The sequence below is a fragment of the Indolivaga macrotermitis genome (assembly GCF_900128985.1).
Taxonomy (GTDB): Bacteria; Bacteroidota; Bacteroidia; order Bacteroidales; family Dysgonomonadaceae; genus Dysgonomonas_A; species Dysgonomonas_A macrotermitis.
This window is the reverse complement of the sequence record NZ_FQUC01000009.1, coordinates 39,431-61,917: the sequence shown is the minus strand read 5'-3', so window position 1 is coordinate 61,917 and position 22,487 is coordinate 39,431. Positions and strand designations below refer to the sequence as shown.

The following is a 22,487-nucleotide window of genomic DNA, read 5'->3' as shown; positions in this document are numbered from 1 at the left end:
TTCCTAATCCTTTAATCTTTTTTATGCACAATATTCCTTATATATTCTACATCCTGCCCTATTTTACTTGGCAGATATACAGGTGCAGGTTTATTGTTTTTCGTGCCTTGTAATATTCCCATCAGCCTATCAGCAATCTTATCCCATGTCGTACGTTTAGTAAATGCCAGTGGGTTCTTAGATAATGGCTTTTTGGTCAGGATATGCAAATCTTTTCCATTGGAATAGAATGAACATCCGAATTTCTTTGCTATAGTTTCAAATACCTTTTCCGAATAGAATGCAACGTGTTGCCCTCCTTCGGGTGCGAAATACCACCAATCATTGTGCGATGTTATTTCTTTATGAGGGATTAATTCTGTCGAAAAGATAATAGAATCGGCATATCCGAAAAGCTTTTCTATTTCTTCTAAGGGATTAACCAAGTGTTCGAATATTTCGAATGCTGTAACAGCTTCAAATTTCTGACCTTGGGGAAGTTCTTCCAATGTGAAATATTGAGCAAAAAGATTGTCACAATATTTATCATCCCAATAGAAATCAAAACCTTTATCGCGCATTATGCGGACAAATAATCCATATCCGCCGGCATAATCCAAAAAATTTTTATTGTAATCGAATGATGTTTTTATCACATGCTCTACCTGTGGAGAGTACACTAAGTTACGGTATACCAGACCTATATCCATAGAGGTAATAGCACTACTATATGCCTCATCCAGCCAATATGGAGTATCAGTCTGAATAAATCCGCAACATGTGCACCGATGATAAGTAACATCGTATTTATGCAATACCTTTGTTGTGAATACAGGCTTTGTATCACCTCCGCAAATCAGACATTTTACATTATCCATATTATATATTTTTATTCAATACTTTATTATACAATTCGACATAGCGTTCTGCAATGTCTTCTATTTTAAAATGATCCAATACTTTTATACGGGCGTTTCTACCTAAAATATTATCATTATTTTTCTTTAAACAGTATTCTATACCCTTAGCAAGGTCTGTTGTATCATAAGGAGTCGCCAGATATCCATTTTCAGTGTGATCGATCATGTCAGGATTTCCTCCTATATTGAAAGCAACAACCGGAGTTCCGCATGATAAACTTTCGAGAATAGTATTTGGGAGGTTCTCATGTGTAGAAGGTACAATCGTTACATCTGCCGCATTATAAGCATTACAGAGATCTGCCTCTTCTGATACATACCCTAAATATTTAGCCGGAAATCCAAAGTCAATATTATCTTTTTGTTCAGCTCCAAAAATTAACAACTCCACCTGATTTTCTAAGTCAGTAGTTGTTAATAATATTTCGAGGCTCTGTTTCAACAGACTACCGCCCTTACGGGGATCAGCCATTGCTGATATACCTCCAAAAAGTATTGTTTTTTTATTAGGGTGTAAAGATAATAATTTCTTTGCATCCTTTTTATCTTTTGGTCTAAAAACCTCAGTATCTATACCATTAGGAATAACTGTTATCGGATATTTTCTTAATAATACACTTTCTGATGCTGCTTTTGCAAGCCATTTACTGGGAGTTACTATATGAAACTTTAACGGTGCATAACGGTCATACTTCATATCGAATACTTTGTAACTAAAGTCTTTTTCTTTCGTTGATCCTAACTGAGGACAAGCTCCGCAATGAGTCTTATACTTATCACAATCTTCGAAATAAGAGCATAAGCCTGTAAACGAAAAACAGTCATGTAATGTCCATACTATCGGATTCTTTACCGACTTAAATTCTGTAAAATCGACATAGCTCTCTCCTACCCAATGCATATGAATAAGATCAAAATCAATTTTATCTAAAGCATTATTTAATGAAGAAACAGCTATATCCGACAATATCTTATTTTGCATATCAGGATAACGGGCCCAGTTACGTCTCCGTTTAAACTCCTGATACTTCATATCATATTTTTTCAGTTGATAGGTAAAACGATTCAGATGATCATGAAAATCAGAAGCCAGACACACTGTAGAACTGGATGTTCGCTTATTATTAACTAAAAGCATATTATCTATCCCCATTGCATTTATCTCTTCATGCAAACGGTAAGCAACACGGGCAGCTCCGCCAAACGAATCTTTTGTGCTTAGTGTTACTACTTTCATTTCTGTTTTCTGTTTTCTGTTTACTTTCTTAATTGTTTTATTTTTTGTTTGAGAGACTTTGGCACAAGCTTCTGAATTTTTTCTATTGTCCGTAAATATATGGCTAACAGTTTTAAATCGAATGAGAGTTCGTTCTCCACTTGTATCCATTCATCAGGAATTAGATCCTGTGTACTATAATTACTGTAGGACTTTCCGAACCAAGGATCAGGACAAATAACGACCTTATCGGGATTCGGATTCAACCAGGCTCCCCACCAGCTGAAAGTACTGTTACTGATTATATTATTTTCGCAAAGCGTTTGAATATATAAATCAATAATAGGCTCTTCATCATCTACAAAATAAAAGTTATCTCCTTTGAAATGACGTTTACACCAATCTATATCGTCGCTTATAATCAAATATTTTTTATCCCGTCCCGATCGGTCAATGGCTTTATTGTAATAAGACATTCCACAAACTGCATACTGGTGTGGCAACTTGCAATAATCACCTCTGCGAACGTTAATAGAAGTCACCCCCATACGGAGTATATCTCCAAACTTCGAATAAATATATTCTTTTATATCATCTGGAATAGAGAATAATTGCCGAACTAATTCCTTATCGAAGTATTTCTCAGACTGGAAAGCTCCATAGAGCAGCAAATCATGTCCATCAATATAAGGGATTTCTTTGTAAATGTATTCTATATCATAATAGTAATCACAATCTGCAACCGGACGCCCTATCTGGATATCAATATTACGTAATATATTGGGTCTGAACTGCTCTATGTATTCCTTTACATAACAATTATCGGGAGGAGCCAACTTATATCCATCATGACATACGGCTTTATAACCCACTCCATGCTTTTTAGCTAAGGATGCTCCTGTTGCTATCTGGAACAGATGATTGCCAAGCCTGCCGTTTAACTCTATATAAATCATTTTACTTATTAAAAATGGAACGAATAATACGAACGGGAGCTGAGATAAAAGCACCAATTCGATACTGCAACGAACTCTCTACCATTCTACACTCTTTTAACTCCCGGTACTGTTCGATAGGGTCTATTTCAGCCAGATATTTATCAATATGATTTTTAAATATCTGCTTGCGTAAACAGTCTTCCATATCTTTAGAAATCTGAGTACGCATAGAGACTTCTTTTGTCCGGTAATAGAAATGTATCTTATCAAGAAAAATTACTTTATCCTCCCTTTCAAGTAAACCTATCCAGAAATCGTAGTCCTCCCAGCCACCCTTCATGTTTGTATTATAACCTTGTGTATTGTTATAATCGCTGTTTCGATAAACAGATGAGCAGTGCATACAATTACGTACGAATAAAAGATTCTCATAACTATATGGTAATAATTTCCACTCCTCGTTATCCCCATCGAACAGCATAGCCCTACAGCATACTAATTTTACAGAAGCATTATTATCCAAAATCGCAATGGCTTCTTTTGTATAAGTAGGTGAAATTTTATCGTCTGAATCCAATGGCAAAATATACTTTCCCTGCGCATGCCTGATCCCATAGTTACGTGCATCGGCTAAGCCTCCGTTTGCTTTCTCCAGATACTTAAACCGGGTATCCTTAGCGCACCATTGCTTAGCAATATCCCCGGTGTTATCAGGAGATCCGTCATTAACAATCAAACATTCCCACTGCAATAATTCCTGATCCAGTACTGATTGTAATGTTTCAGGTAAATATTGAGCCTGATTGTAACAGGGAACTATAATTGATATTAAGGGAGTCTCCAACATATTTTTATTTTCCTAAAATAAACTTTAGTTTTATTTTTAATACTGTTTTCTTAATATGTAAAGATACATTATTCTTCATAATCCTGAATACATCCCCCCATCCTAAGGCTTGTTTATCGGGAATATTCCTGTAGATAAGGATATCAATATAATTATCAAAATACTTATCATAGAAAATATGTTCCCGCCTGTTTACTAAACTCAACTTATTCAAAAGTTCAATTTTGTATACAACTTTTGTATTATTATAATCGAATAAGCATTTGAGTTCATCGGGAGTAAAATTATTCCGGAAATAATGCTGAAAATACTCTAATCGAATATTCTTTTTTGATATCTGTTGCTCATCATATTTTTGGCTCGATATCTGATCTGCATGCTGACGATAAAACAGTAACACATCATCTAAGTTGGCCAATCCCAAACCTGTCATTTCGGCTTGTGTCCAAAATTGATAATCCTCAACATGTTTATAGTCGCTATTGTAATGTAAACCTACTCTCCTCAAAGCTTCAGTACGCATCATGACCGAAGGATGAGAAAAAGCATTATCATCTAAAAGTTTTATTCGAATTTCAGCTTGATATACAGGATGATGTATCTCGTAAGGAGTACCTATAAAATTAAATGCTGTTCCCAATATATCAATATCCGGATTTTTTTCCAGATATCCCACCTGCATCTCTAATCTTTGAGGGGCACATATATCATCGGCATCCATACGTGCAATATATTTGCCTTGGGCTAAATCTATTCCCTTATTTAAAGTATAGATAAGACCGCAATTAGAATCATTTGATACAAGCTTGATACGTGGATCTTTATACTCATTTACAATATCGGCTGTGTTATCTGTAGAACCATCATTTATAATCAGGAATTCGAAATCAGTAAATGTCTGATTCAAAATGCTATCAATAGCCTCCCGAATATATTTTGCCGCATTATATACCGGCATTAACACTGATACCATATGTAAATATTGTAAATCGGCCACTATTATCTTTTAAAGAATCGGGTTACTAATCGTTCTAATTCATATAGAGCAATAAGAGGCTCCCTTTTTAAAAATAACAAAAATACTTTCAAACTTGTTTTCTTTGAAAAATGGTAAAATGCTCGGTAATGTTGCCATTCGAAGAACCATTTTTGGCGGAATTGCTTGTCACATTTTATATTTTGCTCCTTTGCTATCATTTTCGAGATAGGGAAACCCTCCAAAAATGTTAAGCCATTTGTTTCCGATTTATTAGAAACATTTCCACTATGTGTTCTGAAATAGTTAAGATATTCCTTTACTTCGGTAACACCTCCACTGCCTGTCATTATAAGCCTTGCCCAAAAAAGCCAGTCGCCACAATATTTCAGTTTAGTAATTTCATCCCAAATAGACGCTTGTATTGCATCCTTCCGAAACACAACCGTACTTGCATTATAAATAACATTGCCCAAAAGTAGATGCTTCGACAGAAACTCTTCTTTTTTACAATATTCTTCATCCATTATTGCTGCCCGAGAACGTTTGATATGACCGTTTTCATTAATAATTTGCGATAAAGCACAACCAAGTACAGATTGGTATTTCCCAATAGAAGCCATCACTTTTTCAAGAAAAGTCTCATCTGCATGATCATCACTTTCGGCTATCCAAACATATTCACCTTTTGAAAGTTCCAGCCCTTTTTGCCACTGCTTAAATGTAGTGCCACTGTTCGTTTCATTAAAGATAATATGAGAAACTTTGGGATGACCGGTATACTCTTTTATTATTTCTCTACTGTTATCTGTCGACTTATCATCTAATAATATAACCTCAAAATCCTGATAAGTTTGATTCAGTACAGAATCAATCCTTAACTTTAAATAAGGAGCATGATTATAATTAGGTATAATAACAGAAACCATATTCACTCTTTATTATAAATTTGATTCCCTACAAATTCGCCTTTTTCATTGAGTTTCCATGAACTGGAACTATTCGCATGATTATAATAATAAAGATCTTCTGCATCCAGATTATTATTATCAATATACCATCCCATATGTTTTGCCGTAAAATTACCCGAAATTCTTATTGCAGGATAAAATTCAGCCAATGTAGAATAATTATAATATGGAGGATAGATAGCGAATGTTGTATCCAATTCATTCAAATACAAATTCTTTCCGATATTACCTTCCCAATGCGGAGATTCCCAATTTAGAACCTGTTCTTTTAATTGATAATGTTCGGGGATATCGTCTACATCCAGAGCGAAACCAACTTTTGAGACTTGAGGGTACTTATCCAATATCTTAATCAAATATGTTATGTAATCTTCCGGTAAGTCTTTATTCGGAATTACATCTGAATCGGTTATTATATAATACCCTGATCCGTATTTGTTATACAGAGACTTATTCTTCCAAAACACAAGATGCCCGTAATTCTGATCCATAAACTCAACATTCACCTTGCCTTCTATTTCTTTGTAATATTCTAATAAAGGTGGATATGTAGACTTATTATCAACAATAACAATATTTTGGTGCTTGCGCTCAAGCAAAAAAGTAACGAGCTCTTTTAAATCTCTAAGTCTATTGTAATTAATTATAATGACAGGTATAGATAATGGATTTTTTTTCTGATTTCTTACTGTCTTATTTATACGAGTAATTGCGAAATGAAAACGTTTTTTGTGAATCAAATCGAACCAGTATTTCTTTGATAAAGCATTTTTTAGTGAATGTTTTATAGATCTGGCTATTCTAAATATTTTATGGTTATAAAATTGTTTATAAGCACCATGTGTATAATATATATTATACAATTCGTAGGAAAAAGACTCCCCTATTACTTTCTGTCTCTCAGCTTGTACCAAATTCGTATTTGTGGTACTCATACCCTCCATATCGAATGTCGCAATAGTTATGGGCAAATGAGAGCGAGAGACATTAGAGAAAACAATAATTTTAAAGAAGAAAGCCCAATCCGACACGATCTTCAAGTCTTCCCTGTACAGTCCATATTTATCAAATAGACTACGCTTAATAAACGTTGTAGGATGAGTCAATGTGCTTTCCATCATCTGGTCACACCCTACAAAGTCCGGCATTTGAACAATATCCGAATGTCCGTCAGGAAATATTCTGTGTAAGTCTCCGTATAGTAAGTCATTATCTATATTCTTAGCGAATACATTAGAAAGAACCTGATTATTATATAGCATATCTCCACTATTAATAAATAGCAGATATTCTCCCTGTGCCTTTTTAATCCCTTTATTCATTGCATTATAAACGCCGGAATCGGGCTCACTAAGCCAATAATCTATTCTTGAATATTTTTTAATTACATCAACACTACCATCTGTAGACCCTCCATCAATCACGATATATTCGTAATCAAAAAAATCTTGATTAACAATGCTCTGAATCGTTTTCTCAAGACCTTCCGAATTATTATAATTAATGGTTATTATCGAGAGTTTCATTGATTTAAAATATCATTATATAGTTTTGAATAAGCTTCAGCCTGTCTATCACCTTTAAAATGCTGCAAAGCGTATTCTCTTATATCTGAAGATTCGAACGTAAATTTATTTGCAATAAACTCCTGAATATAATGGGTTAATTCCCCGGAATTTATTTCTGGCATTAATAATCCTGTTTTACCCGGAATAACATGCTCAACCATCCCTCCAACTCTGAAACTTAATACAGGTGTTCCATTGGCAAAAGATTCTAACATTACATTTGGTAAATTATCCTCCCGAGAAGGTAAAATCGTAATATCAGCTGCCGAATAAATACTATTGAGCTCTCTGACATCATGTATTCTCTCGTAATGTATATGATTGATAGAGTCATTAACTACCACCTTCTGTCCGCCAACAGATATTAAATTGTAGTTATTGGAGTTTATATTTTTCAGGGCTTCAATAAGCAAATCAAATCCTTTTCGGTGAATTTGTATATCATGCGCAATAAATAGTAATGTCTTATGACCATTATCTACATTATGCGTCTGTTTTGCATGTAACCTATCCATGATTGGATACTGTTCAAAATCCAAACTATTAGGTATCAAAAAATGAGGATAGATACCAAGTATTTTGCTTTCCTCCGATTTTTTCTTCAACCATTCAGACGGAGATACAACATATACCTTTTTGCTCTTATGAATAGAATGTAATTTCTCGGCTAATGCCTCCTGATTTAAACGTCCTGCTATATCATGGTTAATAAACTCATCTCCTTCATAATGAAAAACACCACTGAAGGGATTCATATCATGAATTGTCCATACAACAGGTTTATTTATCTTTTTAAAAAAAGTCGGATAATTGAGAAAACCTGCAACCCAATGTAAGTTAATAATATCCGCCTCTTTAACTATAGGATAATCTTCTATTAAGAAATTAGTATCCGGAAAACTTGCGATTTCGCAATTACATAGATTTATAATTCCGGCCCTCTGGTTATTTTTTGTGTCAATATCAATCTTCAACTTTGCTTTAAGCCTGTCTGTATATGAATATTTCTTCTTATCGACAGTATAGACTTGTTTGTCAAATGCATATTCGGGATTTGGCAACTGTCGTACAAAATAAGAATCAATAGCCGTATTCCCGTTTAGAGCCGTATGCAGCCTGTAAGCAGCAGCACCTGCTCCTCCAGTTGTAGCAACCGATATTTGAGCAACCTTAATTCCCATGTTTTATGATATCATCAACTGAAATCAACCTATCTAAACAAGAGTTGTCTGTCAGATAGTTCTGAATTTTACCTCCTCTGGTATAATCTACTGCTAAAAAGTTTGTCTCCAGAGTATGAGCGAATACAACAGAATGGAAACGCATACAAATATTCACTGTTGAAGTCTTCATTGTCTCAACTATAGAATCAACCGTCGACAACTTTTTGTTATAAGAGATTGGAATCTGAAAATCACTAAAATATGTTCTGATAAATCTTCTGGAAAAATCTCTATCATCATTTCCTACCTGAAAATTATGCATATGATCCAGATATATCTCATCAGCTCCAATTTCAATTGCTTTTTGTTTTATATATGTTGCTAAAGCTGACTCAAACTTATTTCTGACAGACTCAAATTCTTCTAAAGACTCTATAGCATATTCAGTAGTTAACTCACGGAGAAAACAACTCAACACCTTTTTATCCTTCGGTTCAAAGGCCTTGTTTTTATATCGGGATAAATATCGTTTAGCGGGATCTCCAACCATTTCAATATTTTTTCCTCCTCCAGTCCAATCGTTTGCTAATTCTACACTTTTCCAATCTCTCAACTGAATAATATCAGCCAAGTTAAGAATTTCTTTTACAGCATCCTGATACTTCACAAACATAAGCGGACCTAATCCGCATCCGGCAATGACTGTTTTTAAATTATGAGACTTCGCAATTCTGAATGCATACAAAGGTATTGCCAGATCTTCCAGATCCATTAAAGGACCTCCGCCAATAATGACTGACTCAGAGCCTTTAATATAGCTAACAAAGTCCTTCGAGTAAACGAATACAACTTTAACATGGTCGAAACCTAGTTCGGACATTGTTCTTTTGGTTATCAGAGGATAAATACTTGATACAACAATATCAATATCTTTTCCATATTGCTGGTACAAATCAATTATCACCTGTCCTAGAATAGCTTTATCCCCAACAGTTTCGGTACCATACCAACCTGTTATAAAAAACTGCGGATTAGAATTGTTAACTTTCGCAGCATCTACTTTATTGAAGACCGAAGATTTATATTTGGCATCTAACTGGATAGCAAGCCGCCAGTTTACTTCTTCAAATTCAGCAGCCTTTTCTTTATAAGTAACCGGTGCATGATAGTCATGTATACAATCATCGCAGTTTTCTCTACGAATTCTACTTCTTTCATCTAAGTTAGACTCATATAGCTTTAAGGAACTATCCTCCAAAGCATTTCCTATTATTTTTGATTTCGGAGCGCAATACGAGACCTCTCCTCGTGAGTTCAATACAACTCCTTCCGAATGGTATGGACAGCCTATCAAACGGCTACCTCCAGAAAGAATATTGATTATACTCCTATATGTTCGTTGATATGTACCATTTTTCTCATAAGTCATAATTAACTTATAGAAAAACAATATCAAATGGTATTTTTCATCTTCGTCAAAATTCCGTATAATATCTTCATTTTCGTCATTATACAGTCTTTTTATAAATTCTGCGATACGAAAACGACCCGATATATTATTTTCCTTCAAATAATCTAACAACTCGTCTACATCCCACACATTTACTTTGCTGATAGTTGTACCTGTAACAACCCCTATTCCTTTATTTCTAAAGTGGTTTAAAACCTTGATTGCACTCTCGAAATTACCTTTTATTCTTCTGACTTTATCATGTACTTCTCCGTAGCCATCAAGAGATACCATCATCGAGAAAGATTTATTATATCTTTCACACATATCTATGACTTCTTCTATCCTCTTGATTACAACATCCGATTTAATACAGTTCGTGATAATACTTGCGCCTTCCATTTCCGGAAGGGCTTTAAATAAAGACTCGTATAAGAGTGATAAATCTTCTCTCAAAGTCGGTTCACCACCAGTAACTCCAATGTGCTTAACATCCTTATACAAAGGATCGTTTAGTATCTTTACCAAATCATCCGGAGAAACTTCATATTGCTTTTTTTGCTTCCAGATATTACACATAACACATCTGGAATTACAAACATCATCGGCATTAAGATTAACAACCTCAATTTTGTGAGAAATTTTAGATTTCTCATTTTCTCGCTTTTTTAGTTCATTAAGAATCGTAATCTGCCATTGTTTATCCTGATGTTCCCTCCATCTTTTATAAATAGAGGTATTCTGAAAAAAAGGCAATATTATATTTTTTACTACTTGTTTCATTATCTGTAATCTAAATCCCTATTCTTTACTTCAAGGAGTTATAACATACTGTTCTGAAGGCCTGATGATTCCACCTCTTTTTTCAGAATCAAGAATATCATTGTATTCAGTAATGGAAAATGACAATAGCTTTTCATAAAAGTCAAAACGTTCTGATTTCATGTCAGAAAAAGAGACCGTCATAAAGAATGTATTAGGGGTCAATATATCCTGTGGGATTTGAAATCTAACGGAATGCCGTCCTACTTCTTTCCGAAAAGGAATATTTTCATTATCGGTATCAATAATTGTCAAAATAGAAACTTCTTCTGTATTAATTATTTTAATAGCAACAACACTACCAACTACCTCTCTTACAACATATTCAATCATAACCTCTATACTATGAGCCGACTGGATTATCTTTGCTGTAAGTAATTCTATAGGTTTATTTTCATCTAAATCTTCCTTTATAAAGGACAATTTATTTTCCAGTGAGTCCGAAAAGTTATCTTCAAAATATAGTTTTATGATCTTTTCTGTTGGTCCTATTCTGTTAACCATACCATCTTTTAAGAATACGCATTTCGAGGTTAAACTTTGAATGGCCGACATATTATGGCTTACGAATAATACAGTACGTCCTCCAGACTGTGACACATCTTTCATCTTACCTATAGCCTTTTTCTGAAACTCGGCATCACCTACAGCAAGAACCTCGTCCACAACCAGTATCTCTGGTTCGAGGTGAGCTGCAATGGCAAACCCCAGGCGTACAGTCATACCCGAAGAATATCTTTTTACAGGTGTGTCAATATATTTTTCGATACCAGAAAATGCTACAATTTCATCCAGTTTTCGGGTTATTTCATTCTTAGTCATACCTAGTATCGCTCCATTCATATAGATATTTTCGCGTCCGGTAAGCTCTCCATGAAACCCTGTTCCGACCTCCAGAAGAGAAGCAATACGTCCTTTTGCCCGAATAACTCCTGTTGAAGGAGTAGTAACTCGGGATAATATTTTTAATAATGTAGATTTACCGGCTCCATTTTTACCTATAATACCCAAGACATCGCCTTGCTCTACCTTGAACGAAATATCTTTTAATGCCCAGACATAGTCACTTGTGGCTTTTGAACTTCTATCATTAACCTCACCTATCTTCAAATATGGATCTTCTTTTCCGCGCACCAGATGCCACCACCGATTCAAGTCATGAGAGATTGTACCTGTTCCAATTGTTCCCAAACGATATTGCTTGGATATATTTTCGAATTCTATAGCTATATTAGACATGTATCTTTTACCTTTATTCTGTTATTATTAAACGATATCGACAAAACGACGTTCTACTTTATTAAATGTAATAATTCCCAATAGAACTATTATAATAGTAAATATCATACTGTACCCTAATGAAAGCCATGAAAATTCACCTGTTCCCAAGAAACCATATCTAAACGTCTCAACTACTGAAGACAGAGGATTCAACTGAATTAACCATTTATATTGCATGTATTTTTCGGGAATGGCAGACAAAGGATATATAACAGGCGTTATGTACATAAGCAGTCCTACTACAAACGAGAATAATATGGACAAGTCTCGATACTTAATTGTTACTGACGAAATAAGGATTCCGACACCAAATCCAAGTCCTGCCAACATAATAACCAATACCGGAAATAAAAGAGCATATAAATTTATCCCAATTGAAGAGCCATCGTATATATAATATGCATAAAATGCAAAAAATAATAACAACTGTATCAACATCTTAATAATGGATGTTGCAATACCGGCAATTGGAGCCACTAGACGAGGAAAATACACCTTGCTGAAAACACCTGCATTTGCAAAAAAGGTTCCTGTACTACGGTTTAGACAATCACTATAAAAATTCCAACATAATATACCTGCCATATAGAACAAAGGCTGTGGCAAACCATCTGTCGGTATACCTGCAATACCACCAAACACAACTGTAAAAATTATCGTTGTAAATATTGGTTGAATAAAAAACCATAGCGGACCTAATATAGTCTGCTTGTAAGTTGCAGCAAAATCCCTATGTACAAATAAGTAAAGTAGGTCTCGATAACGCCAAACTTCTTTTAAATTAAGATGTAATCCTTTTTCCTTGGGTTTAATGACGATATCCCAATGATCGTCTTGAGTCATATCCATATACTGTTCTTAAATTCTTTTACAATTGACAAAGATAATACTTTTTAAATAAACAAGTCAGTAAAAACAAAAACGCCTGCGTAAAGACGCGGGCGTTTTATTTTCTTGTTGTATGCTATTTTAATTTGCAGGAGCTTGTGGTGTCGCTACTTCATCAACTACAGCCGAAGAATCAGCCACAGTATCAGTAGGAATAACTTCTTGAACTTCTTCGATTACAGTAGATACAGTATCAGCATCAGGTGCAGTTTCAGAGGTTCCTTTATTTGAACATGAAGCAAAAGAAATAGCTACAGCAGCAACAGCAAATAAAAATAATTTTTTCATTGTCTTATTCAATTTTAACAGTAATAAATGTTATGTATTTAATTACTAAATACGCTGCAAATATATAGAAGAATTTCTGAATAATGTTTTAAAACACATTGTTTTTTTTACTGTTTTTTATGTTTTTTTTAGAATAATATAAACACTCTATTTCTCATACAAATAACGCTTTATACTTTTCTTGGGTGTTTTCTCAAATTCTGTCGGATATATATGAATAGCCGAGATACTCTCGAATGAAGCTAATGAGTTATTTAATAGCTTTTTATTTTCAGCCATGATCAGCTCCAAATCTTTGGTTGAAACATTACCAGCATCTATAGCTTCGTAGTCAGGATATATTAATGCCACAAGTTTATTGTCGCGACTTACAACTACCGACTCCATAATATATGGTAAGTTATTTAGCTTAGCTTCAATTTCTTCCGGAAATATATTCTGCCCACTAGGTCCTAAAATCATAGATTTACTACGCCCCCGTAAATAAATACGGTTATCCTTGTCTATTGTTCCTAGATCGCCTGTTCTAAGCCATCCATCTTCAGTAAATGCGTGCTGCGTAGCTTCCGGATTTTTATAATAACCTTTCATTACATTCTCGCCACGTACTTGAATTTCACCCAGCTGATTATACGGATCAGTAGAGTCAACTCTCACCTCCATTATAGACAATATCTTACCACAGGAAGTCGGGATAAAATCATAATGATGGTCATAAGATATCAGAGGTCCGCACTCGGTCATACCATAACCGACAGTGAACGGAAATTTTATTTTATGCAGAAAGCTTTCCACTTCCTTATTTAGTGCAGCACCGCCTATTATAACTTCATGAAATTGTCCACCTAAAGCATCAATCAAGCCTTTCCGAATTTTAGCATAAACCCTTTTTCTCAAAAGAGGTACTTTCAAAGCAAATTTCACAGCAGGTTTCTCTAACTTAGGAACTAATGCTTTTTTATAAATCTTTTCAATCACCAGAGGGACCGAAACAATCAGATTAGGTCTAATTTCGGCAAAAGCTGCAGACAAAATCTTAGGAGAAGGGGTCTTTCCCAGTAAAGTAGTATGTACTCCTTCCGAAAGAGCATACAAAAAATCGAATGCACAGCCATAAGCATGGGCCAAAGGTAAAAAAGAAACCACCCGCTGCTTTCTGAACAATAAGTCTAGTTTTTTAGCATATACCACATTTCCAGCAAGATTATTCGCCATCAGCATAACACCTTTACTGAAACCCGTAGTACCTGATGTATAATTGATTAATACAACTTCAGAGTTATCAACATCGGCATACTCAATATCCGATGCCTGAAATCCATCGGGATATTTCAACGTCACTGATGCCTCCAGATTTCCTGATATCTTTTTTACTGATTCTTGTTGCTTTTCGTGTATACACGAAAAATCAGTCAACGAAAAGATGGCCTTCAACCCCGGCATCGTATCTTCATCTAAAGCTTGAAAATTAGAGTCTCCAACAAAAAGAAACTCCGACTCCGAATGATTTATGATATGTTGAATATTATCTGCATGAAAATCCTGTAGTATAGGCACAATTACTCCTCCGTATGTAATCACCGCCATATATGCGATACACCAATTCGTTGTATTTTTGCCTACTAAAGATATTTTAGTACCCTTATCTACCCCTAATTTTTCGAACAAGACATGCATACGAGCAATTTCGCTAGCTAAATCTTTATAGAACAATGTACGGTCTGTTCCATAATCAGTTAAAGCCGGTAAATCCCAATTGTACTTAAAACTGTTTTCGTACAGTTTAATAAAATTCTCTTTTATCATAGAAATTGCTCAAACATTAATCTTTTGTGCAAAAATAGACACAAGTATGTTATTTGCAAATTATTTTAACTCCAAAGTTGACGCTTTTTATGTATTTTTGTAGGCTTTTGTATATAATAATATATATACACTACTGATAATCAGTAACAGTAAAAAGTTTTAGTAATAAGTAATAATGACAGATAATACTATATTCGAAAATAAGCTTGCGGCTTATTTGACTCTCGGCTGTAAATTAAATTTTGCGGAAACATCTGCTATCGGGAAACAATTATCTCAAGTAGGAGTTCGCAAAGCGAGAGCCGGAGAAATTGCCCATATATGTGTAATCAATACCTGTTCAGTAACAGAGTTTGCTGATAAAAAATGTCGGCAAGCTGTTCGAAAAATGATCAAGGATAACCCAGGAGCATATGTTATTGTCACCGGATGTTACGCTCAACTGAAACCCGAAGATATTGCAGGTATCGAAGGTGTAGACATTGTATTAGGTGCAGAACAGAAACTGGATGTTGTTGCCTATCTAGACGAATTAAAGAAAAAGGATAAAGGAGCGGTACACACTTCTAAAACCAACAATATCAGGACCTTTGTTCCGTCGTGCTCAAAAGACGACAGAACCCGTTATTTCCTGAAAGTTCAGGACGGGTGTGACTATTTTTGTTCGTTCTGTACTATTCCTTTTGCCAGAGGACGCAGCAGGAACGGCACAGTTGAAAGTCTGGTTAAACAAGCTGAAGAAGTTGCCGCTAATGGAGGTAAGGAAATTGTATTGACAGGGGTTAATATAGGTGATTTTGGAAAAACAACAGGCGAAACCTTCTTTGATTTGGTAAAGGCTCTTGATAATGTAGAAGGTATTGCCCGTTATCGTATCTCTTCTATCGAACCTAATCTTCTGACCGATGAGATTATTGATTTCGTAGCTCATTCTAAGCGATTTGCTCCTCACTTCCATATTCCTTTACAATCGGGCTCTGATGCAGTACTTAAGCTAATGCGCCGTAAGTACGACACTGCACTATTCCGTCATAAGGTTGAAATAATCAAACAAAAACTTCCACATGCATTTATCGGCGTTGATGTAATTGTTGGGACACGTGGTGAAACAGATGAGTATTTTGAAGAAGGGCGTCGCTTTATCGAAAGCCTCGATATATCGCAATTACATGTTTTCACCTATTCAGAAAGGCCTAATACGCAAGCATTAAAAATCGACTTTGCTGTTGATCCCAGAACAAAACATGCAAGAAGCAAAGTTCTTTTAGATATTTCTGACAGAAAACTGAGAGATTTTTACCTTTCTCAGCAAGGGCTATTACGTAAAGCTTTATTTGAACATACTGTACATGATAATAAAATGTATGGATTCACGGAGAATTACGTCAAAGTAGAACGCGAATATGATGAAAACCTTGTAAATATAGTCCGTGATGTAAAACTCGGCAGAATGAATTTAGAAGGTACCGCTCTTATATTACAATAATACAGGGAATGACTCAAGTTGTATACTACATAGTCTACGCAATATTATATATTCATGCGTTACTACCTTTCAGAATATTATATATCCTGTCCGATATATTGTATGTTCCCGTATATTATATAATACGCTACAGATTGAAAGTTGTAAGGCGTAACCTGAAAGCTTCTTTTCCTGAAAAAAATGACAAAGAACTAAAGAAAATAGAACAAGACTTCTACCATCATCTGTGTGATTATTTTGTTGAAACTATTAAACTGCTCCATGTCACAAATGACGAGATTCAGAGTAGAATCACATTTAATAATATCGATCTGGTCGAAAAACTGATGGAAAATGGCCGGTCATCTATTATGTTTCTCGGGCATTATGGCAACTGGGAATGGGTTCCATCTATCAACTTGTTATTTGCAGAAGATACACTTCTCGGTCAAATATACCGTCCTCTCAAAAACAAGGCTTTCGATGATCTTTTTCTAAAGATAAGAAGCCGGTTCGGAAGCGTTAGTATAGCTAAAAACAATACATTAAGAGCTATTCTTGAATATAAAAAGGAGAATCGAAAGATCTTGATCGGCTTTATGTCTGATCAAACTCCTTCCTATTCCAACATTCATTATTGGACTGAATTTCTGAATCAGGATACTCCTGTCTATACTGGAGTAGAGCGTATTGCTAAAAAGACGGGGTTTTCAGTTACTTATCTGGATATCACCAAAACAGGCAGAGGTAAATATAACTGTGAGGTAAAACTAATTACGGCAGAACCGGATAAAGAACCAGAATTTGCGATTACAGAAAAATATATACGTGAGATGGAAAAAACAATCTTGCGTCAACCGGCCTATTGGCTTTGGTCTCATAAACGGTGGAAACATAAAAGAGACGGGGCTCATCATTCATGAAAAAAATATCGGTAGTCATACTTAATTGGAACGGTAGAGATTTACTCGAAGAATTCCTCCCTTCTGTTGTGAAATTTACTAATAGTAACACAGCAGATATAGTTATTGCTGACAACAACTCAACCGATCAGTCAGTCTTATTTGTAAAACAACAATACCCTTCCCTATCAATCATCAAATTACCAGACAATTACGGATATGCAGAAGGATATAACAAAGCTCTACAACAAATAGAATCAGAGTATTATGTCCTACTAAATTCGGATGTAGAAGTCTCTGAGAATTGGCTAGATCCAATCATCGACCATCTGGACAAAAATAAAGACATTGCTGCGGCGCAACCTAAAATACTTTCACAAAAAAATAAAACTCTATTTGAATATGCCGGAGCTTGCGGTGGCTTTATTGATAGGCTGGGATATCCATTTTGCAGAGGACGCATTTTTAACAATGTAGAACAAGATCACAATCAATACAATAAACCGATTGATATATTTTGGGCAAGTGGAGCGTGCCTCGTAATCCGTGCTAAAGATTATTGGAATGCAGGTGGATTAGACGCTACTTTTTTTGCACATATGGAAGAAATAGACCTCTGCTGGAGACTGAATGCAAGAGGAAAAAAAATAGTTTGTCTGCCACATTCAATTGTATATCATGTTGGAGGAGCAACTTTACAAGAAGAAAGTCCCAGGAAAACGTTTCTAAACTTTAGGAACAATTTATTGATGCTATATAAAAACACTTCCGATGGTCATTTTAATAGAATATTCAGGTATCGAAAAATTCTGGATTATATAGCGGCTCTACAGATGTTGATATCCGGTAAGAAAAAGAATGCCAAAGCTGTTCTTGATGCACACAAAGATTTTAAATCGATAAGAAACGAATACATTCAAATTAGAGATAAAAACCTTCTTCTTTCAACAACTACAAATATAAAATCTATTTACCCACAAAGTATTTTAGCCGACTTCTATTTGAAAAGAAAAAAACTTTTTTCAGATTTAAAATGGTAAAAACTTATTCTGTGATTTTCCTTTTTATAGAAGTATATTCTTTTCAAGTTTTTCATAAAAAATACTGATAAAATAGTTTTTATCTGATTTTGAATTATTCTATCTATCAATAATAAGTATTATTCAACAATTCAAGAGTAGTTTTTCAATTAAAAATGAAACAATAACAACCTTATAACAAACGATATAAAATCAATAGAAATATATAACGCAAGGATACAGAACTACATTCTCCTAGGATTAAGTAAATAGTTCTGTTTATTTTTCAGAAAATCAGAATTAGTATTTCATTAATCGAATTATCCAATTTTTACAATTTACATAATCAAAATAAATTTCTTTATTCAATAAAAAACTACTCTAAACCTATCCAATTTATCCTTAAATAAAATTTTAAAAATCAGTTTTAGAATAAGAATACAAGTAGATATAATAAATTAGCTATTAGCAAGAAATAAATCTTTAGCGATTTACTTAAGATTCTATTTAACTCAGAAGCCAATTATTTTACACTTTCCGAGATGAAGCATTTGTAAAATTGAAATACTCGATAAAAATCCAATAAATAAACCGGATCGTCTATATAAAAAATTTATAGAATAATTAAAGACAAAGAATTAAATCAATGTTATGTATTTAAGAAAAATTTTGGATAGTTAATTCATTATGAAGAAAAACATTTTGGGTTTATAATAAAAGAAATTTTAATCCAAACTTATTCTTTTTACAAGAGGTATATTTTGAATAATTTCTCTTTTAGAAAAGGAAAAATGTTTATTATATGGATCAACAGTTATTCTACCAATTAATAGTAAACATTATTTAACAATACACATCCTGCTTTTAAGATCATAAAACAACAATAAACAGCATATAATCAATAAAATAAAATAACCAGATATATATAAACCAAGAATAATTAAATCTGACTATATAGAATAAGTCAGAACAGAGAAATAATTTTATTGAAAACTGAAGTGGAATTTTCTTCCGATAAGTTTATCCAGAAAATATCTTTATCCCGCTTAAACCATGTCATTTGTTTTCGAGAATAAATACGAGAGTTTTGTTTAATTTTTTCTACAGCGAATTCTAAAGTCCATTCGCCATCAAAATATTTGAAAAGTTCTTTATACCCGACAGTGTTTAATGAATTTAAATTTCGATAAGGATAATATGTTTTCGCTTCTTCGATAAGTCCATCTTCAATCATTTGGTCTACACGCATATTAATCCGGTTGTAAAGTTCTTCACGATCACGCATTAATCCCACTTTCACGATCTCAAAAGGGCGTTGCTTGGCAGTGTTGGTCCTAAATGAAGAGTAAGGCTTACCTGACATAAGACATACTTCTAAAGCGTGGATTACTCTTTTATGATTTTTCAAGTCGACCTGATTATAAAAGACAGGATCCAAGAGCTTTAGCTGCGCTTTTATTGGCTCTAACCCTTCTTTTTCGAAACGTTCATATATTTCTTTACGAAGGGTTTCATCAATTGTCGGAACTTCATCTATACCTTTGCACAAAGCATCGATGTACATCATAGAACCGCCTGTGACTATCAACACTTTATGATCCTCATGTAGTTTTGTTATAAGGCGAAGAGCATCTGTTTCGAATTCACTGGCACTATAGTAATCTCCTATACCCAGAGTCCCAACCATATAATGTGGTACCCTTTCTAATAAAGCCGACGTAGGAGCCGCCGTACCTATAGTAAGCCCCTTATATAACTGACGTGAGTCTGCTGAAATTATAGGGCATCCCCAATATTCAGCCAGACTCACGCTTAATTCTGTTTTGCCAACTCCTGTTGGACCTAATAATACTAAGAGTTTATCCATTAAAACTTATCATCGTCAGGCAATGGGAGTGTATCTTCTAGACCATCAAAACCTTCTGCATCAAGCTCATCCAGGTCATAACTTTCGTCACCATAGAAATTTTCACCGGTATCAAGTCCTGTAGTTTTCAGTTCAAAATCGTTAAAATCGATGAATTGAGCGGGAGGATCTCCCTGAGATTTTGTACAAATGCCTTCATCCAAGTCTTTTCCTGTAATTATTTCCCGAAGCTCTATAAAAAATGCGCGTTCTGTCATATAGTCAAATACATACATGAGGCGTTGTTTCTCATCTTCAAGAAAATCGTTTAACACGGAGTCTTGCATTATATATGCATCTTCTTCCGAGCTTGTATCCATCTCGGTCAAAGTAATTTCTGTTTCTTTTTCCCAATCATCTCCACAGAGGAAGAAAGATGACATTTCTCCATCTTTAAAACCTGTAGAGGCTAAAATCACCTTATGTAAGTCGAAAAATGTTGCATCAGCATCAATTTGGATTTCTCTTCTGAAATCTTCGACTTCATCTGACAACAATAAAAACCTGAATACCATATCTTTATATTATTTTATTACATATCTTATATATGCTCCCAAAGGTATAAAAAAGTAATCAATCATTCTATTACTAATAATGGATTTTAGGGATGTTATTATAACACTGTTATCTTTTTAGTTTTTTTATCGTACACAGGCAATACTTTTACTGTATCGGAAGTAACACAAAAATCGGCTACATCTATCAGATTATGAGCTTCTAGTCTTTTCATATGTTCTCCATTCGCTATATATTTCATTATATCAGATTTAGCATCTTTCCACATAGACAGAGCTACTCCGGCAGCATCAAAATGGGCATTATATCCGCCTTTTTGTACCAATATTTCAGTTAATGCACCTCCAAATAACGTATCTTCCAGATTGAACTTATCTTTCCATCCGGCACACAATACCAATACATTTTTCTGCTGCGAAATACAAAAATCGGCTACAGCCGAAATATTAGAGAAAGAACCTATTATCAGGCAAGAGCAATCTTCAGCCATATCAATGGCATGGGTACCATTGGTTGTAGATATTACAACATCCTTTCCCTCTACCTTTTCGCGAGTATATTCAGACGGAGTATTTCCGAAATCTCCAAATTCGAACTTTACCACATTACGCTCACCACCAACCAGATATCCTTTATCTTTATAGGCTTTTGCTTCTTCTACTGTAGCTACAGGAATAATACTTGCAGCTCCATTATTAAGAGCCATGCACATGCTGGTTGTTGCTCTGAAAATGTCTACTACTACCACTATTGTCTCTCCATCTTCCTTATAATAAGGATATAATGCAGGAGAAAAACACACATCTATCTTCATATTTTCTTAGTTATGAATGAATCACAAAATTAATAAATTAAACTTCTATTTTTGATCAAACATATTCTAAAGTAACAATTGATTATCTTTGCAACAGAATATCAACTTACAATATAGAAATGATACAGATTGATGACGCCATAGTAGCGTTAGACATTATAGAAGAAAACTTTATTTGTGACCTTTCGGCCTGCTTGGGCGAATGTTGTGTAGAAGGAGAATCGGGTGCCCCTCTCGAAAGAGAAGAAGTAGAGCTACTTGAAAAAGTATTACCACTGGTATGGGATGATTTATCGCCTGCTGCGCAGGAAGTGATAGAAAAACAAGGTGTTGCCTACAAAGATACTGATGGGGAAATGGTAACCTCGATAGTTAATGGCAAAGATTGTGTATTTACATATTACGATGACAAAGGAATCTGCAAATGTGCTATAGAAAAAGCCCACAGAGAGGGTAAAACTGATTTTTATAAACCAATTTCGTGTCACTTATATCCTATCCGGTTAGAAAAATATAAAACCTTTACTGCTGTAAATTATCATAGATGGAGAGTATGTAAGGCCGCTGTACTTTTAGGTAATAAAGAAGGGTTAAAAATATACCAGTTTTTGAAGACTCCTTTGATCCGGAAATTCGGCGAAGCATGGTATAACGAATTATGTATTGCTGTGGAAGAATACAAAAAGATGAAAGAAAAGGGTGAGATTTAAACTCGCTGAGATTTCTATATTCTCCCCTGGCTTCACACAAGA

At 34.5% G+C, this 22,487-nt stretch carries 20 protein-coding genes; 4 read left to right on the top strand and 16 right to left on the bottom strand.

The window, feature by feature from the left end; translation table 11 throughout:
* Window positions 1-11: 11 nt before the first annotated feature.
* The 13 genes from BUC12_RS12445 to BUC12_RS12385 form a co-directional block, all read right to left on the bottom strand.
* Window positions 12-857: a class I SAM-dependent methyltransferase gene (locus BUC12_RS12445; RefSeq protein WP_062179788.1), complete on the bottom strand. Its 846-nt coding sequence runs from the start codon at window positions 855-857 to the stop codon at window positions 12-14.
* 1 nt (window position 858) lies between these two features.
* Window positions 859-2,136, bottom strand: coding sequence for a glycosyltransferase (locus BUC12_RS12440; RefSeq protein ID WP_062179785.1), 1,278 nt, complete (start codon window positions 2,134-2,136; stop codon window positions 859-861).
* 20 nt (window positions 2,137-2,156) lie between these two features.
* The gene (locus BUC12_RS12435; protein WP_062179783.1) at window positions 2,157-3,071 is read right to left on the bottom strand and encodes an alpha-1,2-fucosyltransferase; all 915 of its coding nucleotides are present in this window, start codon (window positions 3,069-3,071) and stop codon (window positions 2,157-2,159) included.
* Window position 3,072: 1 nt separating this feature from the next.
* Window positions 3,073-3,900, bottom strand: a complete 828-nt coding sequence (locus tag BUC12_RS12430) for a glycosyltransferase family 2 protein (protein WP_062179780.1) — start codon at window positions 3,898-3,900, stop codon at window positions 3,073-3,075.
* Between the two features lie 4 nt (window positions 3,901-3,904).
* On the bottom strand, window positions 3,905-4,873 hold the full coding sequence (locus tag BUC12_RS12425; RefSeq protein WP_139262055.1) for a glycosyltransferase family 2 protein: 969 nt from the start codon (window positions 4,871-4,873) through the stop codon (window positions 3,905-3,907).
* Window positions 4,874-4,899: 26 nt separating this feature from the next.
* The gene (locus BUC12_RS12420; RefSeq protein WP_062179774.1) at window positions 4,900-5,805 is read right to left on the bottom strand and encodes a glycosyltransferase family 2 protein; all 906 of its coding nucleotides are present in this window, start codon (window positions 5,803-5,805) and stop codon (window positions 4,900-4,902) included.
* Window positions 5,806-5,807: 2 nt separating this feature from the next.
* Complete coding sequence (locus tag BUC12_RS12415) at window positions 5,808-7,373, bottom strand: glycosyltransferase (protein WP_062179771.1); 1,566 nt, start codon at window positions 7,371-7,373, stop codon at window positions 5,808-5,810.
* Window positions 7,370-8,596, bottom strand: coding sequence for a glycosyltransferase (locus BUC12_RS12410; protein ID WP_062179769.1), 1,227 nt, complete (start codon window positions 8,594-8,596; stop codon window positions 7,370-7,372). Before BUC12_RS12410 ends, BUC12_RS12415 begins: the two co-directional genes overlap by 4 nt.
* Complete coding sequence (locus BUC12_RS12405) at window positions 8,586-10,811, bottom strand: polysaccharide pyruvyl transferase family protein (RefSeq protein WP_082141902.1); 2,226 nt, start codon at window positions 10,809-10,811, stop codon at window positions 8,586-8,588. Before BUC12_RS12405 ends, BUC12_RS12410 begins: the two co-directional genes overlap by 11 nt.
* 30 nt (window positions 10,812-10,841) lie before the next feature.
* On the bottom strand, window positions 10,842-12,089 hold the full coding sequence (locus BUC12_RS12400) for an ABC transporter ATP-binding protein (RefSeq protein ID WP_062179766.1): 1,248 nt from the start codon (window positions 12,087-12,089) through the stop codon (window positions 10,842-10,844).
* 27 nt (window positions 12,090-12,116) lie between these two features.
* Window positions 12,117-12,974, bottom strand: coding sequence for an ABC transporter permease (locus BUC12_RS12395; protein WP_175552630.1), 858 nt, complete (start codon window positions 12,972-12,974; stop codon window positions 12,117-12,119).
* A gap of 126 nt (window positions 12,975-13,100) precedes the next feature.
* Window positions 13,101-13,307 (bottom strand): PG1828 family lipoprotein, encoded by a 207-nt coding sequence (locus BUC12_RS12390; RefSeq protein ID WP_062179760.1) that lies wholly within the window; start codon window positions 13,305-13,307, stop codon window positions 13,101-13,103.
* 147 nt (window positions 13,308-13,454) lie between these two features.
* On the bottom strand, window positions 13,455-15,113 hold the full coding sequence (locus tag BUC12_RS12385) for an AMP-binding protein (RefSeq protein WP_062179757.1): 1,659 nt from the start codon (window positions 15,111-15,113) through the stop codon (window positions 13,455-13,457).
* 175 nt (window positions 15,114-15,288) lie between these two features.
* Here BUC12_RS12385 and mtaB point away from each other — a divergent pair, with 175 nt between their 5' ends.
* From mtaB to BUC12_RS12370, 3 genes are read left to right on the top strand one after another with little or no spacing between them, the layout of a single operon-like run.
* Complete coding sequence (gene mtaB, locus BUC12_RS12380) at window positions 15,289-16,599, top strand: tRNA (N(6)-L-threonylcarbamoyladenosine(37)-C(2))-methylthiotransferase MtaB (RefSeq protein WP_062179754.1); 1,311 nt, start codon at window positions 15,289-15,291, stop codon at window positions 16,597-16,599.
* 8 nt (window positions 16,600-16,607) lie between these two features.
* Entirely contained in the window at window positions 16,608-17,501 is an 894-nt protein-coding gene (locus tag BUC12_RS12375) for a lysophospholipid acyltransferase family protein (protein ID WP_062179751.1), read from the top strand.
* Window positions 17,498-18,520, top strand: coding sequence for a glycosyltransferase family 2 protein (locus tag BUC12_RS12370; RefSeq protein ID WP_062179748.1), 1,023 nt, complete (start codon window positions 17,498-17,500; stop codon window positions 18,518-18,520). Before BUC12_RS12375 ends, BUC12_RS12370 begins: the two co-directional genes overlap by 4 nt.
* Window positions 18,521-19,463: 943 nt before the next feature.
* On the opposite strand, the gene miaA is transcribed toward BUC12_RS12370, so the two are convergent.
* The 3 genes from miaA to BUC12_RS12355 all read right to left on the bottom strand — a co-directional run bounded on the left by miaA (window position 19,464) and on the right by BUC12_RS12355 (window position 21,735).
* Window positions 19,464-20,366, bottom strand: a complete 903-nt coding sequence (miaA, locus tag BUC12_RS12365) for a tRNA (adenosine(37)-N6)-dimethylallyltransferase MiaA (protein ID WP_062179745.1) — start codon at window positions 20,364-20,366, stop codon at window positions 19,464-19,466.
* Window positions 20,366-20,920 carry an IS1096 element passenger TnpR family protein gene (locus BUC12_RS12360; protein WP_062179742.1) on the bottom strand — a complete coding sequence of 185 codons (555 nt, stop codon included), beginning with the start codon at window positions 20,918-20,920 and terminating at the stop codon, window positions 20,366-20,368. Before BUC12_RS12360 ends, miaA begins: the two co-directional genes overlap by 1 nt.
* A 98-nt stretch (window positions 20,921-21,018) precedes the next feature.
* Window positions 21,019-21,735: a 2-phosphosulfolactate phosphatase gene (locus BUC12_RS12355; RefSeq protein WP_062179740.1), complete on the bottom strand. Its 717-nt coding sequence runs from the start codon at window positions 21,733-21,735 to the stop codon at window positions 21,019-21,021.
* A gap of 119 nt (window positions 21,736-21,854) precedes the next feature.
* On the opposite strand from BUC12_RS12355, the gene BUC12_RS12350 reads away from it, so the two are divergent.
* The gene (locus BUC12_RS12350) at window positions 21,855-22,445 is read left to right on the top strand and encodes a DUF3109 family protein (protein ID WP_062179737.1); all 591 of its coding nucleotides are present in this window, start codon (window positions 21,855-21,857) and stop codon (window positions 22,443-22,445) included.
* The last annotated feature ends 42 nt before the right edge of the window (window positions 22,446-22,487 follow it).

What these genes read in the sequence shown, in the direction of transcription:
- mtaB (WP_062179754.1), top strand. Translation starts at nt 15,289, where the DNA reads ATGACAGATAATACTATATTCGAAAATAAGCTTGCGGCTTATTTGACT.
- BUC12_RS12410 (WP_062179769.1), bottom strand. Translation starts at nt 8,596, where the DNA reads ATGGGAATTAAGGTTGCTCAAATATCGGTTGCTACAACTGGAGGAGCA.
- BUC12_RS12440 (WP_062179785.1), bottom strand. Translation starts at nt 2,136, where the DNA reads ATGAAAGTAGTAACACTAAGCACAAAAGATTCGTTTGGCGGAGCTGCC.
- BUC12_RS12355 (WP_062179740.1), bottom strand. Translation starts at nt 21,735, where the DNA reads ATGAAGATAGATGTGTGTTTTTCTCCTGCATTATATCCTTATTATAAG.
- BUC12_RS12390 (WP_062179760.1), bottom strand. Translation starts at nt 13,307, where the DNA reads ATGAAAAAATTATTTTTATTTGCTGTTGCTGCTGTAGCTATTTCTTTT.
- BUC12_RS12370 (WP_062179748.1), top strand. Translation starts at nt 17,498, where the DNA reads ATGAAAAAAATATCGGTAGTCATACTTAATTGGAACGGTAGAGATTTA.
- BUC12_RS12435 (WP_062179783.1), bottom strand. Translation starts at nt 3,071, where the DNA reads ATGATTTATATAGAGTTAAACGGCAGGCTTGGCAATCATCTGTTCCAG.
- BUC12_RS12375 (WP_062179751.1), top strand. Translation starts at nt 16,608, where the DNA reads ATGACTCAAGTTGTATACTACATAGTCTACGCAATATTATATATTCAT.
- BUC12_RS12415 (WP_062179771.1), bottom strand. Translation starts at nt 7,373, where the DNA reads ATGAAACTCTCGATAATAACCATTAATTATAATAATTCGGAAGGTCTT.
- BUC12_RS12425 (WP_139262055.1), bottom strand. Translation starts at nt 4,873, where the DNA reads ATGGTATCAGTGTTAATGCCGGTATATAATGCGGCAAAATATATTCGG.
- miaA (WP_062179745.1), bottom strand. Translation starts at nt 20,366, where the DNA reads ATGGATAAACTCTTAGTATTATTAGGTCCAACAGGAGTTGGCAAAACA.
- BUC12_RS12350 (WP_062179737.1), top strand. Translation starts at nt 21,855, where the DNA reads ATGATACAGATTGATGACGCCATAGTAGCGTTAGACATTATAGAAGAA.
- BUC12_RS12445 (WP_062179788.1), bottom strand. Translation starts at nt 857, where the DNA reads ATGGATAATGTAAAATGTCTGATTTGCGGAGGTGATACAAAGCCTGTA.
- BUC12_RS12420 (WP_062179774.1), bottom strand. Translation starts at nt 5,805, where the DNA reads ATGGTTTCTGTTATTATACCTAATTATAATCATGCTCCTTATTTAAAG.
- BUC12_RS12430 (WP_062179780.1), bottom strand. Translation starts at nt 3,900, where the DNA reads ATGTTGGAGACTCCCTTAATATCAATTATAGTTCCCTGTTACAATCAG.
- BUC12_RS12385 (WP_062179757.1), bottom strand. Translation starts at nt 15,113, where the DNA reads ATGATAAAAGAGAATTTTATTAAACTGTACGAAAACAGTTTTAAGTAC.
- BUC12_RS12360 (WP_062179742.1), bottom strand. Translation starts at nt 20,920, where the DNA reads ATGGTATTCAGGTTTTTATTGTTGTCAGATGAAGTCGAAGATTTCAGA.
- BUC12_RS12400 (WP_062179766.1), bottom strand. Translation starts at nt 12,089, where the DNA reads ATGTCTAATATAGCTATAGAATTCGAAAATATATCCAAGCAATATCGT.
- BUC12_RS12395 (WP_175552630.1), bottom strand. Translation starts at nt 12,974, where the DNA reads ATGACTCAAGACGATCATTGGGATATCGTCATTAAACCCAAGGAAAAA.
- BUC12_RS12405 (WP_082141902.1), bottom strand. Translation starts at nt 10,811, where the DNA reads ATGAAACAAGTAGTAAAAAATATAATATTGCCTTTTTTTCAGAATACC.